Source organism: Comamonas sp. JUb58 (assembly GCF_004364775.1).
Classification (GTDB): domain Bacteria; phylum Pseudomonadota; class Gammaproteobacteria; order Burkholderiales; family Burkholderiaceae_C; genus Comamonas.
The window spans coordinates 490,968-506,552 of sequence record NZ_SOAL01000001.1 but is presented as its reverse complement, the minus strand read 5'-3'; the positions used below and the strand labels follow the sequence as shown (position 1 = coordinate 506,552).

Genomic DNA, 15,585 nt, shown 5'->3' with positions numbered 1-15,585 from the left:
GACGGTCTGGCTGAAAACCTGGCCGCGCAAGTGCTGGCCATTGCCGGCAACTACAGCCACATCCTGGCACCCGCCACTGCCTCGGGCAAGAACGTGGCCCCACGCATCGCAGCCAAGCTCGACGTCGCCCAGATCAGCGACATCACCAAGGTGGTGAGCGCCGATACCTTCGAGCGCCCCATCTACGCGGGCAACGCCATTGCCACCGTGCAATCGATCGATGCCACCAAGGTCATCACCGTGCGCGGCACCGGCTTTGATGCCGCCGCTGCCACCGGTGGCTCGGCCGCGGTTGAGAACGCAGCAGCCGTTGCCGACAGCGGCAAGAGCAGCTTTGTGGGCCGCGAAGTGACCAAGAACGACCGCCCTGAGCTGACGGCCGCCAAGATCATCGTCTCCGGTGGCCGCGCGCTGGGCAGCGCCGAGAAGTTCAACGAAGTGATGACCCCGCTGGCCGACAAGCTGGGCGCAGCCATTGGCGCCAGCCGCGCTGCAGTGGACGCGGGCTACGCGCCCAACGACCTGCAAGTGGGCCAGACCGGCAAGATCGTCGCGCCCCAGCTGTACGTGGCAGCGGGCATCTCCGGCGCCATCCAGCACTTGGCGGGCATGAAGGACTCCAAGGTGATCGTGGCGATCAACAAGGACGAAGAAGCGCCGATCTTCAGCGTGGCCGACTACGGCCTGGTGGCGGATCTGTTTGAAGCCGTGCCTGAGATGGCCAGCAAGCTCTAAACGCTGCTCCAGCCTTTGACAAAACGCGGCCCCGGCCGCGTTTTTTTATGCCCGCCCGAAGCGGCGGCTATTTGGTTGTTTATGCAACCGTAAACCGATATAGGTATTTACACCAGTGTCCCGCCCGCGAGACGGAGCGCCTGTTTGATTATTGAGGTAGATGCATTAATTATTAAAAACCTGTGGCGATTTGCTGAATCTATACCTAGTAAATTCCCTAGGTGTGCCCAGCGGCCCTCCCCGTATTCATGCGGTTTGCGCATGGGTCACTAGGGAAAGCGCTAGAGCGATAGTCGCCAAAAAACCAAGGGGGCGTCTATAAAATTGTTTCGATCCGCATAAAACTGTTATCGCGGTTAGAGGCGGCTGCATCCCGGGAGACCCCCGTTTCATGCAGTTTTCGCTGTAGTGGTTCAAAGCTGAAGGGTTGGTTGTATGGATATTTTGCTGCAGCAGATCATTAATGGTCTGGTATTGGGCAGCATGTACGCTTTGATAGCCTTGGGCTACACCATGGTGTACGGCATTATTCAATTGATTAACTTCGCGCACGGCGAAGTGCTGATGATCGGGGTGCTGACCAGCTGGAGCATCATCGGCGTGATGCAGGAGGCCATGCCGGGAACGCCGGGCTGGATCATCTTGCTGATAGCGACGCTGATCGCCTGTGTGGTGGCGGCGGTGCTCAATTTCACGATCGAGAAGCTGGCCTACCGGCCGCTGCGCAACAGTCCGCGCCTGGCGCCGCTGATTACTGCGATCGGCATGTCGATCTTGCTGCAGACCTTGGCAATGATCATCTGGAAGCCCAACTACAAGCCCTATCCGACCCTGCTGCCGATGGAGCCCTTTGACCTGGCCGGCGCGGTGATCACGCCGACCCAGATCCTGGTGCTGGGCGTGACGGCCGTGGTGCTGGCGGTGCTGATGTACTTGGTGAACTACACCCGCCTGGGCCGCGCGATGCGGGCCACGGCGGAGAACCCCCGCGTGGCGGCGCTGATGGGCATCAAGCCCGACATGGTGATCTCGGCCACCTTTGTCATCGGTGCGGTGCTGGCGGCGATTGCCGGCGTGCTCTGGGCCTCGAACTACGGCACGGCGCAGCACACCATGGGCTTCCTGCCTGGCCTCAAGGCCTTTATTGCGGCGGTGTTTGGCGGCATCGGCAACCTGGCGGGCGCCGTGGTGGGCGCGATGATCCTGGGCCTGGTGGAAGCCATTGGCGCGGGCTATATCGGCCAGCTCACCGGTGGTGTGCTGGGCAGCCAGTATGTCGACATTTTCTCGTTCATCGTGCTGATCATCGTGCTGACCTTGCGCCCCTCGGGCTTGCTGGGTGAGCGGGTGGCCGATCGGGCTTAAGGGGAACCGCATGAAGAACAACAAAATACAGTTCATCCTGGGCGCAATTGCGCTGCTGGTCTTGCCGCTGATCCTGCAGTCCTTTGGCAACGCCTGGGTGCGCATTGCCGACCTGGCGCTGCTCTATGTACTGCTGGCCCTGGGCCTGAACATCGTCGTGGGCTTTGCCGGCCTGTTGGACCTGGGCTATGTGGCTTTCTACGCCGTGGGCGCCTATATGCTGGGCCTGATGGCCTCGCCGCACCTGGCCGAGACCTTTGAAGGCTTCAAGGCCATGTTCCCCAATGGCCTGCACACCTCCATCTGGCTGGTGATACCGTTGGCCGCCTTGCTGGCGGCGATAGCGGGGATGATCCTGGGCTTCCCGGTGCTCAAGCTGCGCGGGGACTACCTGGCCATCGTGACCCTGGGTTTCGGCGAGATCATCCGCATCTTCATGCTGAACCTGGACCAGCCGGTCAACATCACCAACGGGCCCAAGGGCCTGGGCCAGATCGACTCGATCAAGATCTTTGGCTTTGACTTTGGCAAGCCGCTGGAGATAGCCGGACACACGATTTCGTCGGTGACCTTGTACTACTACCTGTTCCTGCTGCTGGTCGTGGCCAGCGTGGTGATCTGCTACCGCCTGCAGGATTCGCGCATCGGCCGCGCCTGGATGGCCATCCGCGAGGACGAGATTGCCGCCAAGGCCATGGGCATCAACACCCGCAACCTCAAGCTGATGGCCTTTGGCATGGGCGCCACGTTCGGCGGCGTGTCCGGCGCGATGTTTGCTGGCTTCCAGGGCTTTGTCTCGCCCGAGTCCTTCAGTCTGATGGAGTCGATCATGATCGTCGCCATGGTGGTGCTGGGCGGCCTGGGCCATATTCCCGGCGTCATTCTGGGAGCCGTGCTGCTGTCGGCCCTGCCCGAGGTGCTGCGCTATGTGGCTGGCCCGCTGCAGCAGATGACCGATGGCCGTCTGGATGCCTCCATCCTGCGCCAGCTGCTGATTGCGGTGGCGATGATCGTGGTAATGCTGCTGCGCCCACGCGGCCTGTGGCCCGCACCCGAGCATGGCAAGAGCGCGATCCAGAAAGACTGAGCAGGAGAGACGAGCATGACGAACACACAAGCTCCTGCACTGAAGGTGGCAGGTATTTCCAAACGCTTTGGCGGTTTGCAGGCCCTCTCGGATGTGGGTCTGACCATTGAACGCGGCCAGGTCTATGGCCTGATCGGCCCCAATGGCGCCGGCAAGACCACGTTCTTCAATGTGATCACCGGGCTGTACACGCCCGATAGCGGCAGCTTCGAGCTGGCCGGCAAGCCCTACGAGCCCAAGGCCGTGCACCTGGTGGCCAAGGCCGGTATTGCGCGGACGTTCCAGAACATCCGTCTGTTCTCCGACATGACGGCGCTGGAGAACGTGATGGTGGGCCGCCATGTGCGCAGCCACTCGGGTTTGCTGGGCGCGATCTTCCGCACGCCGGGCTTCAAGGCCGAGGAGCGCGCGATTGCCGAGCGCGCCCGCGAGTTGCTGGCCTATGTGGGCATTGAGCGCTATGCCGATTACAAGGCGCGCACCCTGTCCTATGGCGACCAGCGCCGCCTGGAGATTGCCCGCGCGCTGGCCACCGACCCGCAACTGATTGCGCTCGATGAGCCCGCCGCCGGCATGAATGCGACCGAGAAGGTGCAGCTGCGCGAGCTGATCGACCGCATCCGCAAGGACAACCGCACCATCTTGCTGATCGAGCACGATGTGAAGCTGGTGATGGGCCTGTGCGACCGGGTGACGGTACTCGACTACGGCAAGCGGCTGGCCGAGGGCTCGCCCGCCGAGGTGCAGAAAGACGAAAAAGTGATTGAGGCCTATCTGGGCACCGGAGGACACTGAGCATGGTTGACAAGACATCCAACCCCGTACTGCTGAAGGTACGCGGGCTGAAAGTGGCCTATGGGGGCATTCAGGCAGTCAAGGGCGTCGATTTCGAGGTGCACGAGGGCGAGCTGGTGTCCCTGATCGGCTCCAACGGCGCGGGCAAGACCACGACGATGAAGGCGGTGACGGCCACGCAGGCCATCAATGACGGGCAGATCGAGTTTCTGGGCGAGAACCTCAAGGGCCGGGGCGCCTGGGATCTGGTGGCCAAGGGCCTGGTGATGGTGCCCGAAGGGCGGGGCGTGTTCACGCGCCAGACCATCACCGACAACCTGATGCTGGGCGCTTACCTGCGCAAGGACAAGGCCGGCATCCAGGCCGACATCGAGAAGATGTTCAACATCTTCCCGCGTCTGCGGGAGCGCAAGGACCAGCTGGCGGGCACCATGTCCGGTGGCGAGCAGCAGATGCTGGCGATGGCGCGTGCGCTGATGGCCCAGCCCAAGCTGCTGCTGCTCGATGAGCCGTCGATGGGCCTGTCTCCCATCATGGTGGACAAGATCTTCGAGGTGGTGCGCGATGTCTATGCGATGGGTGTGACCATCGTGCTGGTCGAGCAGAACGCCAGCCGCGCGTTGGCCATTGCCGACCGGGGCTATGTGATGGAGTCGGGCATCATCACGATGACCGGCCCGGGCCAGCAACTGCTGGCCGACCCCAAGGTGCGTGCGGCCTACCTGGGCGAATAGCCACCGCGCGCATCCAGCTCCCCACAAGCACTGCCTCGGCAGTGCTTTTTTCATGGTGGCCGTTTTTTTTGAGGGGGGCGCCTGCTGCCATCGCGCCGCAAAGACACTGCTCAAAGCGGTGTCGGAACAGGGCGGTAGACGTATTTGGGGAGACGGCGCCAGAGTGTCTTTTTCCCTCTGGCGAGGCTGCGGCGGGCAGGGCGCAGGCGGTGCGGTTTTGGGCGCGGCGGCTTCAAATGCGACAAAGAAATGACAATTGCATTTAAAATTGGTGAATTTTGCAGTGCAGCAATGCGCCGTGAATGACAGATTTTGCGCACGGCAAACCGCTGACACCGCTGACAATTCAAGGAGTTGCAGGGTAGCGACGGTACCCTGGGGACCGGGCTGGCAAGCCAGTGTCCGGCCAGGGGTGCGCAGGTTTTTTCCTTTTTTGCATTGAAACCGAATAGGTGCACCCATGCTCTTTGGCAAACTCTTGCCGCGCGAAGGCAATTTCTTCGAACTCTTCAACCAGCACGCTGACCGCATCGTAGAAGCGGCCCACGCGTTCTCCCAGCTGGTGGCCAATTACAACGATCCCCACCTGCGCGAAAAGTACAACCAGGATGTGGACAACGCCGAGCGCGCTGCCGACCGTGTGACCCACGAGGTCAACCGCACCCTGCACAAGACCTTCATCACCCCCATCGACCGGGAACAGATCCACTCGCTGATCAACACCATGGACGATGTGGCCGACCTGATCCAGGACTCGGCCGAGACCATGGCGCTCTACGACGTGCGCCACATGACCGAAGAAATCACCCGCCTGACGGACCTGAGCGTCAAGTGCTGCGAGCGCGTGCGTGATGCCGTCAAGATGCTCGACCGCATTGCCGACCCGGCCACGACCGAGGCGGCCATCAAGACCTGCGAAGAGATTGACCGCCTGGAGAGCGACGCCGACCGCGTGATGCGCTCGGCGATGAGCAAGCTGTTCCGCGAGGAGCCCGATGTGCGCGAGGTGATCAAGCTCAAGGCCATCTACGAGCTGCTCGAAACCATCACCGACAAGTGCGAGGATGTGGCCAACCACATCGAAGGCATCATCCTGGAAAACTCCTGATCCGTTGCAGCAAGCAGGAGACTGAACTTCCATGGAACCGATGCAAACAGCCCTGTGGGTGATTGTCGTGCTGGTGGCGCTGGCCATCTTGTTCGACTTCATGAACGGGTTTCATGACGCGGCCAACTCGATTGCGACCGTTGTCTCTACCGGCGTGCTCAAGCCCACCCAGGCGGTGGTGTTTGCGGCATTTTTCAACTTTGTGGCGATCTTTGTCTTCCACCTGAGCGTGGCGGCCACCATCGGCAAAGGCATTGTTCACCCGGGCATTGTCGATACACATGTGATCTTTGGCGCCCTGGTGGGCGCGATCGCTTGGAACCTGATCACCTGGTACTACGGCATTCCGTCGAGCTCCTCGCATGCGCTGATCGGCGGCATCGTGGGCGCGGTGATTGCGAAGGCGGGCTCCGGCGCGCTGGTGGCCAGCGGTATCTGGAAGACCGTGGCCTTCATCTTCGTCTCTCCGGTGCTGGGCTTCCTGCTCGGCTCGATCATGATGGTGATCGTGGCCTGGCTGTTCCGCCGCACCACACCGGGCCGGGTCGACAAGTGGTTCCGCCGCCTGCAGCTGGTGTCTGCCGGTGCCTACAGCCTGGGCCACGGCGGCAATGATGCGCAAAAGACCATCGGCATCATCTGGCTGCTGCTGCTGTCCACCGGCTATGCCTCGCCCAACGATGCCGACCCACCGACCTGGGCCATCATCTCGTGCTATGCGGCCATTGGCCTGGGCACCATGTTTGGTGGCTGGCGCATCGTCAAGACCATGGGCCAGAAGATCACCAAGCTCAAGCCCGTGGGCGGCTTCTGCGCCGAAACTGGTGGCGCGATGACCTTGTTCATCGCCACGGCGCTGGGTATCCCTGTCTCGACCACGCACACCATCACCGGTGCCATCGTTGGTGTGGGCTCCACCCAGCGCATGAGCGCGGTGCGCTGGGGCGTTGCTGGCAACATCGTCTGGGCCTGGGTGCTGACCATTCCGGCCAGCGCCTTTGTGGCGGCCTTTGCCTACTGGGTGAGCCTGCAGCTCTATTGAGCGCCTCCTGTCGATAGCCTGAAGACGGCTGGCGGATATGATCTGCCAGCCGTTTTGTTTTTGGCGCAGGCATGACTGAACCCGCAATCACCCCGTCGATCTTCTCGCTGCACCCGCTGGCCTGGGCTGCGGCTGTGTTGGCCGCACTGCTGCTGGCGGTGCTGGTCCTGGCCTGGCTGTTGGCCGGCTGGTTGAGTAAACCGTACCGCCCAGCGATGGGCGCAGCACCGCAAGAGCTGGGTGCCACTGCGGTGGAGATCGCCACGTCGCAAGGCATGGTGCGCGGCTGGTATGCGCCCGGCACCCCTGGCCAGGGCGCCGTGCTGCTGCTGCACGGCGTGCGTGCAGACCGGCGCGCAATGCTGCCCCGGGCGCTGGCGCTGCATGCGCGCGGCCATGCGGTGCTGCTGATCGATCTGCCGGCCCATGGCCAAAGCGATGGCGAGATGCTGTCCTTCGGGCCGCGCGAGGGCCTGGGCGTGGCCCGGGCGCTGGCCTGGCTGCAGGCGCAGCAGCCTTCTGAGAAGGTGGGCGTGATTGCTGCCTCGCTGGGTGGCGCCGCGCTCTTGGTGGCCGATCTGCTGCAGCCGCCCGATGCGCTGGTGCTGGAAGCGGTGTTCCCCAGCATGGAGGCCGCCGTGGACAACCGGGTGCGTGCGGTGCTGGGCCCGCTGGCCCCGTTGGCGCGGATCGCCACGCCCTTGTTGCTGTGGCAGATGCCGCTGCGGCTGGGCCTGGACCCGTACCAGCTGCGGCCGATGGACCGCCTGGCAGCCTGGAACCGGCCGGTGATGGTGCTGGGCGGCACCGAAGACCGCTATACCCCGCCTGCTGAAACCCGGCAGATGGCGGATGCCGCAAGCCAGGCGCAGCAGTCAGCGCAGCCGCTATGGCTGGTGCCGGGCGCGGCCCATGTGGACCTGCACCAGTTCGCGCCGCAGGCCTATGAGGCGCAGGTGTTTGGTTTTCTCAGCGCGCATCTGCAGGCGAATGTGCAATTGCGCTGAGCTTGCACCGCCATCCGCTTATTGCGAAATCTTGCGCGCTTCCTCGATCTGGTACTGGAAGTAGTGCTCAAAGCTGTAGGCCAGGCTGGCCATCAGGATCGTAGTGCCGATCAGGAGCGAGGCCACAATGCCGAAAATCGTCGTCCAGCTGGTGCGGCCGGGCAGGGCGTCCTCGGGCAGGCTGGGGTTGTGGCGGGCATTCCACTTCTCGGGCGCCATCAGTCCGTAGACGATGGCCGTCAGCGCGCAGGCCGCAATGGTGAAGCCCAGCAGCGGCACCAGCATCCAACTGAGCTGGTCGTCAATGCCGTGGCTGGCAATGCGCTCCATGCCATACAGGCCCAGCGCCGTGGGGATGGGCAGCATCCAGCCGAGCATGTCACCCAGGCCATGCAGGTAGAAGCGGTGCAGGCCCAAAGGCCCACCCAGAAAAGCCAGCCAGGTGGCCAAGGTCTTGCTCTTGCTGCGCGGCATTGCGTGGGTGATGGGGTGGCTCATAAGGCTGGTGGGGCTGGTTGGAGCCGCGAACACAACCCTTGATACGTCGTTGCCAAGCCTTGTCGTACTACAGTACTGCCTGCGGCTTGGCGCCTCGTCTCAACCGCAAACCTTCGGTTTGCTGGGTCGTGTTGGCGTCTCTTAGGTGGTGGGGGCGCTGTTGTCGCCATCGCCCAGGGTTTTTTCCATCATCACAATATCCAACCAGCGGCCAAATTTCCAGCCCACCGAGCGCATCACGCCCACCTGGCTAAAACCGGCTGCGCGGTGCACGCCGACCGAGCCGAGGTTGTTGGAGTCACCGATCACGGCGATGAGCTTGCGCACACCGGCGGCTTCGCAGTGTTCGATCAAGGCATTCATCAACAGGCGACCCAGGCCCCGGCCATGTTGCCCATCTGCCACATAGATCGAATCCTCGGCCGAGAAGCGGTAGGCCGGCCGGGCCTTGAACCAGTTCGCATAGGCAAAGCCCAGGATCTGGCCGTCGGCGTCCTCCGCTACCAGGTAGGGGAGCTGGCGCGACAATACCTCGTCGCGGCGTCGGGTCATTTCTGCTTCGCTGGGGGCTTCGGTCTCGAAGCTGCCCGTGCCATGCAGCACATGGTGGGCATAAATGCGGGTGATGGCGGGAAGATCCTGGGGGGTGCTGGCACGAACACTTGGCATGGTTGAAAGAAGTTTGTATAATTTGCGGCTTTACTGCGTGTCGCTGGCCGGGTGGCTAGTTGCGTGTCTCAAACGTGGTAAGAAAACTAACCACCCGAAGGATTATTATGGTCGTTATTCGACTCTCCCGCGGCGGCTCCAAGGCCCGTCCGTTCTACAACATCGTCGTTGCTGACAAGCGCGTGCGCCGTGACGGCTCGTTCATCGAGCGCGTGGGTTTCTACAACCCACTGGCCAAGGAAGGCGTTGAAGGCCTGCGCGTTGCTCTGGACCGCGTGGCTTACTGGAAGAGCGTTGGTGCTCAGGCTTCCACCACCGTGGACCGTCTGGTCAAGCAAGCTGCTGCCAAGGCTGCTTAATTTGCCTCTCTCATCATGGATGGTGCTCCGGTACCATTCGTGCATGCGGGCCGCTGCTGCGATGAGCACTGCGGCCCGTTTTTTATTGCCCTGTTGAACTGCCATGCCCGCTACCGAGTTGTTGTTAAGCCCTGCCACCTTGCCCGATGACGCCATTGAAGTGGCGCGCATCGCCGATGCCTGGGGCGTCAAGGGCTGGTTCAAGGTGATTGCCCTCAGCCCCGACCCGCAGGCGCTGCTCAAGTCCAAGCTGTGGTTCATTCAGCCGCCTGAGAAGGGCGCGCGCCACTTCCAGGGCGTTGCCCAGCTGGAGATGCGCCAGGCGCGCTTCCATGGCGATGGCATGGTGGGCTGGGCCCAGGGCGTGGATGACCGCGACCAGGCGGAAAAGCTCAAGGGTGCGCGGGTCTTCATCTCGCGCGCCGATTTCCCCAAGACCGAAGACGGCGAGTACTACTGGGTGGACCTGCTGGGTCTGGCCGTGGTCAACCGCGAAGGCGTGGCACTGGGCACCGTGAGCGACCTGATGGCCTCCGGCCCCCAGACCGTGCTGGTGCTGAACTACGAAGAAGACGGCAAAACGCAGGAGCGCCTGATCCCGTTCGTCGACGCCTTTGTCGACGAGGTCTCGCTGCCCAACAAGCGCATCACTGTCGACTGGCAGCCGGACTACTGATCGTGCCGGGCACACAGGCCGCCAGCGGGGAGAATCTCTATGCGCTTTGACATCATCACCTTGTTCCCCGAGCTGTTCAGCCCCTTTGTCGAGGTAGGCGTAACGCGCCGCGCCTACAGCAGCGGCCAGGTGGCGGTGCAGTGCTGGAACCCGCGCGATTACGCCCCCGGCAACTACCGCCGCGTTGATGACCGCCCCTTTGGTGGCGGCCCCGGCATGGTGATGATGGCCCAGCCGCTGGCCGACTGCCTGGCCGCCATCCGCGCCGCGCGTGCCGAGGCCGAGCCTGCGCCGCTGGTGCTGTTCTCGCCGATTGGCGAGCGCATGGACCATGCCCAGGTGCAGGGCTGGTCCGATTCGCAGGGTGCCATCCTGCTGTGCGGCCGCTATGAAGGTGTGGACCAGCGCTTTATTGACCGCCATGTCGATGTGCAGCTGAGCCTGGGCGATTTTGTGCTCTCCGGCGGCGAGATTGCCGCGATGGCCTTGCTCGATGCGGTGGCCCGCCTGCAACCCGGTGTGCTGCATGACGAGGGCAGCCACCAGTTCGACAGCTTCAACCCCGCGCTCGACGGCCTGTTGGATTGTCCCCACTACACCCGGCCCGAGGTCTGGGAGGGCGAGTCGGTGCCTGCGGCTCTGCTGTCGGGCCACCATGCCAATATCGAGCGCTGGCGCCGCGAGCAAAGCCTGCGCAACACGGCGATCCACCGCCCTGAGCTGCTGGACCAGGCGCGCAGCCGCAAGCAGCTCAGCCGCAAGGATGAGCAGCTGCTGGCCAGTGACGATTTGGTAAATTTGGCAAAACCGCTATAATTGCCGGTTTTACGATCCTCTACACGGCCGCTTTTTTCAATGGTGAGAGAAGCAACATGCCGCACATGCCCCGTACACCGTGCTGGGCGCGGCTGCCAAATTCATGGCGCGCGTATGATCGTTGGATGAAACCATGAACCTGATCCAGATTCTCGAGCAAGAAGAAATTGCTCGCCTGAACAAGACCATTCCTGAATTTGCCCCTGGCGACACCGTGATCGTGAGCGTGAACGTTGTTGAAGGTACGCGCAAGCGCGTGCAGGCTTACGAAGGCGTGGTGATTGCCAAGCGCAATCGCGGTCTGAACAGCGGCTTCACCGTGCGCAAGATCTCCAGCGGCGAAGGCGTGGAACGTACGTTCCAAACCTACAGCCCTATGATCGCCGGTATCGAAGTCAAGCGTCGCGGCGATGTGCGCCGTGCCAAGCTGTACTACCTGCGTGAACGCAGCGGCAAGTCGGCTCGTATCAAGGAAAAGCTGCCAGCACGGAAGGCAGCACCTGTGGCAGCTGCGTAATAACGCTGCGACAGAGCCCAGTGCTGAAAGCCGCTACAGTGCAAGCTGTGGCGGCTTTTTTACATGGGTCGCCGCTTGCTGCCTCCGTCTATGTCCAACGCATCCTCTCCCTCGCCTTCCCCATCCCCGGCTGTCACGGCCCGGGTGTCGTCCATCATGGATCCGCGCCGCGCGCCGGTGGTGCAGATCGATTCGGCCCTGCCGGCGGTTGCGCCGCGGTTGTTGCTGGCCGATTCGCTGCGCCAGGCTTTTGTTGCCCATCCGCATGGCGGTGAGCCGGAGATCTTCCGCGAGCGCAGCTGGACGGACCGCCCGCCCGCCAAGGCCGCCGTGCTGGTGGCGCTGGTGCAGCGCCAGGAGATGCATGTGCTGCTGACCCAGCGCAGTGCCAGCCTGAGCAACCATTCCGGGCAGATTGCCTTCCCCGGCGGCCGCCAGGATCCGGAGGACCGCGATATCAACGACACCGCGCTGCGTGAGGCCTGGGAAGAGGTGGGGCTGGCGCGCGAGCGGGTCGAGATCATTGGTCGCCTGCCCGAGTACGCCACCGGCTCGGGCTTTGAGGTGACGCCCATCGTCGGGCTGGTGCAGCCACCGTTCCACCTGCAGGCCAATCCGGGCGAGGTGGATGAGGTGTTCGAGGTGCCGCTGTCCTTCCTGATGAACCCGGCGCACCACCACTGGCAGCAGCTGGACACGCCGGAGTTCAGCCGGCGCTGGCTGTCCATGCCCTATGAGGACCCGGAGTCGGGCAGCGAGCGCTTTATCTGGGGGGCTACGGCCAGCATGCTGCGCAATTTGTACCGGTTTTTGGCGTTTCCACCTGTCTTGTAGTTTGTAACGGCTTGTGTGATACATCACAGCCGGTATGATCACTGTCCATGAGTTTTTTCGCCACGCTGATGGCCCTGCTGCTGGAGCAGGCCAAATCCCTATCTCGTGACAACCCGGTCTATGCCGGTGTGCGGGCCTGGGTGCAATGGCTCAGCCGCAATCTGGATGCTGGCGAGCAACGCCACGGCTGGCTGGCCTGGAGCGTGGCCGTGCTGCTGCCTACCGCCTTGGCCATGGGCATGCACTGGCTGCTGGTCGCCCTGGTGGGCTGGCCGCTGGCCATGGCCTGGCATGTGCTGGTGCTGTATGTGACCTTGGGCTTTCGCCAGTTCAGCCACCATTTCACCCGCATCCGCCATGCGCTGGAGTCCGGCGACGAAGAGCAGGCCCGCCAGTACCTGGCCGATTGGCAGCAGGTCAATGCCGATGACCTGCCGCGCCGCGAGATCGTGCGCCATGTGATCGAATACTCGGTGCTGGCCGCGCACCGCCATGTGTTTGGCGTGCTGGCCTGCTACTCCATTGGCTCGGCCCTGGGCCTGGGGCCGGCTGGCGCGGTGTTTTTCCGCATGGCCGAATATGCCTCGCGCTTTGCGCGCCAGTCGCCGGAGCCCGTCGCCCTGGTGCAAGGCGCTTTCGAGACCGTTGCCGCCAAGGCCTGGACCGTGGTGGACTGGCTGCCCTCCCGGCTAACCGCGCTGAGCTTTGCCGTGGTGGGCAATTTTGAAGAGGCCATCGACGGCTGGCGCTTTCAGACCCAGCATTTTCCCAATGACAACGATGGCGTGATTCTGGCCGCCACCGCCGGCGCCATCGATGTGCGCCTGGGCGGTGTGGCCTTGCGCGCCCGCAGTGTCGATATCGATACGGCAGCGCCCTTGCAGATCCAGGGCGATGGCGCCACCACCCCGGGCCGTGACCCGGAAGTGGCCCACCTGCGCAGCGTGGTGGGCCTGGTGTGGCGCTCCGTCGTGGTCTGGATGTTGCTGCTGGCGCTGCTGACCTTGGCGCGTCTGTTGGGTTAGTAGATCAGGCAGTTTGCAGCGCAGCGGCAGGGCTGCGGCGCTGGCCCATTGCCACCAGTACCAGGCCGATGGCCGACAGCGCTGCAGCGCCCCAGATGATCGACAGCAGGCCGGCGCCGGCAATCAGGCTACCGCCGACCCAGGCACCCAATGCATTGCCCAGGTTGAAGGCCGCAATGTTCAGGCTGGAGGCCAGGGTGGCGCCCTGGCTGCCCACGCCTTGCATCACCCGCATCTGCATGGGGGCCACGGTGGCGAAAGCGACCACGCCGAGCACCGTCACATAGGCCATGGCCACGCCGGCCGAGATGCCAAAGGCCCAGCGGCCTGCCAGCAACACGGCGACCAAGGCGCCCAGGGTGATCCACAGTGCGCGCACCACGCCGCGGTCGGCCAGCTTGCCGCCGGCAATATTGCCCAGGGCCGAGCCGGCGCCAAACAGCAGCAGGCTCACGGCCACACCAGTGTTGCCCATCTGGGTGATCTGCGACAGCAGTGGCTCCACATAGGTGTAGAGCGCAAACACACCCCCAAAGCCGAAGACCGTCATGCCCAGGCCCAGCCACAAGGGCGTGCTCGCCAGGATGGACAGCTCATCGCGCAGTGCAGCGGGCGCAGCCTGCTGGAGCTTGCTGGGCACAAAGGCGGCCAGAATGCCCAGCGCAACCACGCCGATCACGGCCACAGCCGCAAAAGCCATGCGCCAGCCAAAATGCTGGCCGATCCAGGTGCCGGCCGGCACACCCAGCAAGGTCGCCAGGGTCAGGCCCGAGAACATCAGCGCAATGGCCGAGGCCTGCTTGTCCTTGGCCACCAGGCCGGTGGCCACGACGGCGCCTACGCCAAAGAAGGTGCCATGGGTGAGCGAGGTCAGCATGCGCGCGCCCATCAGCCAGCCGTAGCTGGGGGCCATGGCCGCGGCGATGTTGCCGGCGATAAAGATCAGCATCAGGCCCAGCAGCAGCCATTTGCGCGGCCAGTGGCGCGTGGCCAAGGTGAGCACGGGCGCACCAATTGCCACGCCAAAGGCATAGCCGGAGATAAGGGTGCCGGCCGTGGGGATGCTGATGCCCAGGTCCTGGCTGACCTGGGTGAGCAGGCCCATGATGATGAATTCGGTGGTGCCGATGCCAAAGGCACCGGCGGCGAGCGCCAGCAATGAGACAGGCATGAGAGTTTTCCTTGTGTGATGCGATGGCCGGTGGCCTTGTTGAGGAGATGGATTGTGAAGCGCCGCCTGATTCTTGTGTAGTCGGAACAGTGGAAAGGTATTTGTTCCCATATGGAATAAATAGGTGCAGAATTTGCCACCACCATCTGCAGCTATGACGCTTTTGACCATGCGCAACCCCGCCTTTCCCGCCAGCCCGACCTTTGAGACCAACCGCTCCGGTGAGCTGGAGGTGTTTGTGCAAGTGGCCGAGCACGGCAGCTTCTCGGCTGCAGCCCGTCACCTGGGCGTGTCGCCGTCGGCCACCAGCAAGATCGTGGCGCGCATGGAGGCGCGCCTGGGCGCGCAGCTGTTGCTGCGCAGCACGCGCCGGGTGCAGCTGACGCCAGAGGGCCGCCAGCTCTACGAACGTGGCCAGCGCGTGCTGGCGGATCTGCAGGAGGCCGAAGCGGCCGCATCGCTGCGCAGCACCCCCAAGGGCGTTGTGCGCATCAACTCCAGCTCATCGACCGGGCAGGCCATCCTGGTGCCGCTGATGGCCCGGCTGATGCAGCAGTACCCTGGCCTGGTGCTGGACCTGAGCTTTACCGACGAGGTGGTGGACCTGATGGAAGCGCGGGCCGATATAGCGATCCGCTGGGGCAAGCTGCCGGCCTCGGACATGGTGGCGCGGCTGCTGGGCCATACCCGCCAGGTGATTGTGGCGGCACCGGCCTACCTGGATGCGCATGGCGTGCCTACACACCCCGATACGCTGGGCGGCCATGTGCGCATTGGCTGGAACTACCAGCGCACGGTGCCGCACTGGCCGTTTCGGGTGGCGGGGCAGGATGTGGAGGTGCCGATTGGTGAGCTGCTGCGCGTCAACGATGGCGATGTGATGCGCAACCTGGCGGTCGAAGGCGTGGGCCTCGCGCGGCTGTCGCTGTTCCATGCCTGGCACGATATTGCCGCCGGCCGGCTGCAGGTGGTGCTGGAGCCCTTCAACACCGGCGTACTGGAGCCCATCCATGCGGTCTACCTGGGCAAGCCCGAGCGTCTGCCGTCGCGCACCCGCGCCGTGCTTGATTTTCTGAAAGCCCATGTCGACCTGGGCCATGCCGAGACCCTGCCCAAGCAGTGGTGCCGGGGCTAAGGATCAACAGTT

The 15,585-nt window shown here is 63.6% G+C and carries 18 protein-coding genes; 15 read left to right on the top strand and 3 right to left on the bottom strand.

From position 1 onward, the window contains the following. The 8 genes from EDF71_RS02270 to EDF71_RS02235 form a co-directional block, all read left to right on the top strand. The coding region (locus tag EDF71_RS02270) for an FAD-binding protein (protein ID WP_133854982.1) at window positions 1-735 on the top strand (735 nt) is incomplete at its 5' end. Between the two features lie 435 nt (window positions 736-1,170). Then, window positions 1,171-2,100, top strand: coding sequence for a branched-chain amino acid ABC transporter permease (locus tag EDF71_RS02265; RefSeq protein ID WP_133854981.1), 930 nt, complete (start codon window positions 1,171-1,173; stop codon window positions 2,098-2,100). A gap of 10 nt (window positions 2,101-2,110) precedes the next feature. Continuing rightward, window positions 2,111-3,187, top strand: a complete 1,077-nt coding sequence (locus EDF71_RS02260; RefSeq protein ID WP_133854980.1) for an ABC transporter ATP-binding protein — start codon at window positions 2,111-2,113, stop codon at window positions 3,185-3,187. A 15-nt stretch (window positions 3,188-3,202) separates the two neighbouring features. Beyond that, entirely contained in the window at window positions 3,203-3,982 is a 780-nt protein-coding gene (locus EDF71_RS02255) for an ABC transporter ATP-binding protein (RefSeq protein WP_021027915.1), read from the top strand. A gap of 2 nt (window positions 3,983-3,984) precedes the next feature. Further along, complete coding sequence (locus tag EDF71_RS02250; RefSeq protein WP_021027916.1) at window positions 3,985-4,716, top strand: ABC transporter ATP-binding protein; 732 nt, start codon at window positions 3,985-3,987, stop codon at window positions 4,714-4,716. 460 nt (window positions 4,717-5,176) lie between these two features. Beyond that, entirely contained in the window at window positions 5,177-5,824 is a 648-nt protein-coding gene (locus tag EDF71_RS02245; RefSeq protein ID WP_133854979.1) for a DUF47 domain-containing protein, read from the top strand. 31 nt (window positions 5,825-5,855) lie between these two features. Continuing rightward, on the top strand, window positions 5,856-6,866 hold the full coding sequence (locus tag EDF71_RS02240) for an inorganic phosphate transporter (RefSeq protein WP_133854978.1): 1,011 nt from the start codon (window positions 5,856-5,858) through the stop codon (window positions 6,864-6,866). A gap of 71 nt (window positions 6,867-6,937) precedes the next feature. Further along, on the top strand, window positions 6,938-7,873 hold the full coding sequence (locus tag EDF71_RS02235; RefSeq protein ID WP_133854977.1) for an alpha/beta fold hydrolase: 936 nt from the start codon (window positions 6,938-6,940) through the stop codon (window positions 7,871-7,873). Window positions 7,874-7,891: 18 nt separating this feature from the next. Here EDF71_RS02235 and EDF71_RS02230 read toward each other — a convergent pair whose 3' ends face one another. Both EDF71_RS02230 and EDF71_RS02225 read right to left on the bottom strand, forming a co-directional pair. Further along, window positions 7,892-8,371 carry a TM2 domain-containing protein gene (locus EDF71_RS02230; protein ID WP_243854128.1) on the bottom strand — a complete coding sequence of 160 codons (480 nt, stop codon included), beginning with the start codon at window positions 8,369-8,371 and terminating at the stop codon, window positions 7,892-7,894. A 141-nt stretch (window positions 8,372-8,512) separates the two neighbouring features. Then, a complete protein-coding gene (locus tag EDF71_RS02225) occupies window positions 8,513-9,040 on the bottom strand; it encodes a GNAT family N-acetyltransferase (RefSeq protein WP_133854976.1) in 528 nt (175 codons plus the stop codon). Between the two features lie 107 nt (window positions 9,041-9,147). Here EDF71_RS02225 and rpsP point away from each other — a divergent pair, with 107 nt between their 5' ends. The 6 genes from rpsP to EDF71_RS02195 all read left to right on the top strand — a co-directional run bounded on the left by rpsP (window position 9,148) and on the right by EDF71_RS02195 (window position 13,267). Then, entirely contained in the window at window positions 9,148-9,399 is a 252-nt protein-coding gene (gene rpsP / locus EDF71_RS02220; protein WP_116927508.1) for a 30S ribosomal protein S16, read from the top strand. A gap of 103 nt (window positions 9,400-9,502) precedes the next feature. After that, complete coding sequence (rimM, locus tag EDF71_RS02215; RefSeq protein ID WP_133854975.1) at window positions 9,503-10,075, top strand: ribosome maturation factor RimM; 573 nt, start codon at window positions 9,503-9,505, stop codon at window positions 10,073-10,075. 39 nt (window positions 10,076-10,114) lie between these two features. Beyond that, complete coding sequence (gene trmD / locus EDF71_RS02210) at window positions 10,115-10,891, top strand: tRNA (guanosine(37)-N1)-methyltransferase TrmD (RefSeq protein ID WP_133854974.1); 777 nt, start codon at window positions 10,115-10,117, stop codon at window positions 10,889-10,891. Window positions 10,892-11,024: 133 nt separating this feature from the next. Then, on the top strand, window positions 11,025-11,408 hold the full coding sequence (rplS, locus tag EDF71_RS02205; protein WP_027011119.1) for a 50S ribosomal protein L19: 384 nt from the start codon (window positions 11,025-11,027) through the stop codon (window positions 11,406-11,408). A 90-nt stretch (window positions 11,409-11,498) separates the two neighbouring features. Then, a complete protein-coding gene (locus tag EDF71_RS02200; RefSeq protein WP_133854973.1) occupies window positions 11,499-12,242 on the top strand; it encodes a CoA pyrophosphatase in 744 nt (247 codons plus the stop codon). 47 nt (window positions 12,243-12,289) lie between these two features. Beyond that, on the top strand, window positions 12,290-13,267 hold the full coding sequence (locus EDF71_RS02195) for a CobD/CbiB family protein (protein ID WP_133854972.1): 978 nt from the start codon (window positions 12,290-12,292) through the stop codon (window positions 13,265-13,267). 4 nt (window positions 13,268-13,271) lie between these two features. On the opposite strand, the gene EDF71_RS02190 is transcribed toward EDF71_RS02195, so the two are convergent. Further along, complete coding sequence (locus EDF71_RS02190) at window positions 13,272-14,438, bottom strand: MFS transporter (protein ID WP_133854971.1); 1,167 nt, start codon at window positions 14,436-14,438, stop codon at window positions 13,272-13,274. A gap of 154 nt (window positions 14,439-14,592) precedes the next feature. Between EDF71_RS02190 and EDF71_RS02185 the strand changes: the two genes are divergently transcribed. Then, window positions 14,593-15,573 carry a LysR family transcriptional regulator gene (locus EDF71_RS02185; RefSeq protein WP_243854127.1) on the top strand — a complete coding sequence of 327 codons (981 nt, stop codon included), beginning with the start codon at window positions 14,593-14,595 and terminating at the stop codon, window positions 15,571-15,573. Window positions 15,574-15,585: the final 12 nt, after the last annotated feature.

Excerpts from the sequence above, each read along its gene's own strand:
- EDF71_RS02260 (WP_133854980.1), top strand. The coding sequence starts at position 2,111 with ATGAAGAACAACAAAATACAGTTCATCCTGGGCGCAATTGCGCTGCTG.
- EDF71_RS02200 (WP_133854973.1), top strand. The coding sequence starts at position 11,499 with ATGTCCAACGCATCCTCTCCCTCGCCTTCCCCATCCCCGGCTGTCACG.
- EDF71_RS02245 (WP_133854979.1), top strand. The coding sequence starts at position 5,177 with ATGCTCTTTGGCAAACTCTTGCCGCGCGAAGGCAATTTCTTCGAACTC.
- rplS (WP_027011119.1), top strand. The coding sequence starts at position 11,025 with ATGAACCTGATCCAGATTCTCGAGCAAGAAGAAATTGCTCGCCTGAAC.
- EDF71_RS02255 (WP_021027915.1), top strand. The coding sequence starts at position 3,203 with ATGACGAACACACAAGCTCCTGCACTGAAGGTGGCAGGTATTTCCAAA.
- EDF71_RS02185 (WP_243854127.1), top strand. The coding sequence starts at position 14,593 with ATGACGCTTTTGACCATGCGCAACCCCGCCTTTCCCGCCAGCCCGACC.
- EDF71_RS02230 (WP_243854128.1), bottom strand. The coding sequence starts at position 8,371 with ATGAGCCACCCCATCACCCACGCAATGCCGCGCAGCAAGAGCAAGACC.
- EDF71_RS02235 (WP_133854977.1), top strand. The coding sequence starts at position 6,938 with ATGACTGAACCCGCAATCACCCCGTCGATCTTCTCGCTGCACCCGCTG.
- trmD (WP_133854974.1), top strand. The coding sequence starts at position 10,115 with ATGCGCTTTGACATCATCACCTTGTTCCCCGAGCTGTTCAGCCCCTTT.
- EDF71_RS02225 (WP_133854976.1), bottom strand. The coding sequence starts at position 9,040 with ATGCCAAGTGTTCGTGCCAGCACCCCCCAGGATCTTCCCGCCATCACC.
- EDF71_RS02265 (WP_133854981.1), top strand. The coding sequence starts at position 1,171 with ATGGATATTTTGCTGCAGCAGATCATTAATGGTCTGGTATTGGGCAGC.
- rimM (WP_133854975.1), top strand. The coding sequence starts at position 9,503 with ATGCCCGCTACCGAGTTGTTGTTAAGCCCTGCCACCTTGCCCGATGAC.
- rpsP (WP_116927508.1), top strand. The coding sequence starts at position 9,148 with ATGGTCGTTATTCGACTCTCCCGCGGCGGCTCCAAGGCCCGTCCGTTC.
- EDF71_RS02190 (WP_133854971.1), bottom strand. The coding sequence starts at position 14,438 with ATGCCTGTCTCATTGCTGGCGCTCGCCGCCGGTGCCTTTGGCATCGGC.
- EDF71_RS02195 (WP_133854972.1), top strand. The coding sequence starts at position 12,290 with ATGAGTTTTTTCGCCACGCTGATGGCCCTGCTGCTGGAGCAGGCCAAA.
- EDF71_RS02250 (WP_021027916.1), top strand. The coding sequence starts at position 3,985 with ATGGTTGACAAGACATCCAACCCCGTACTGCTGAAGGTACGCGGGCTG.
- EDF71_RS02240 (WP_133854978.1), top strand. The coding sequence starts at position 5,856 with ATGGAACCGATGCAAACAGCCCTGTGGGTGATTGTCGTGCTGGTGGCG.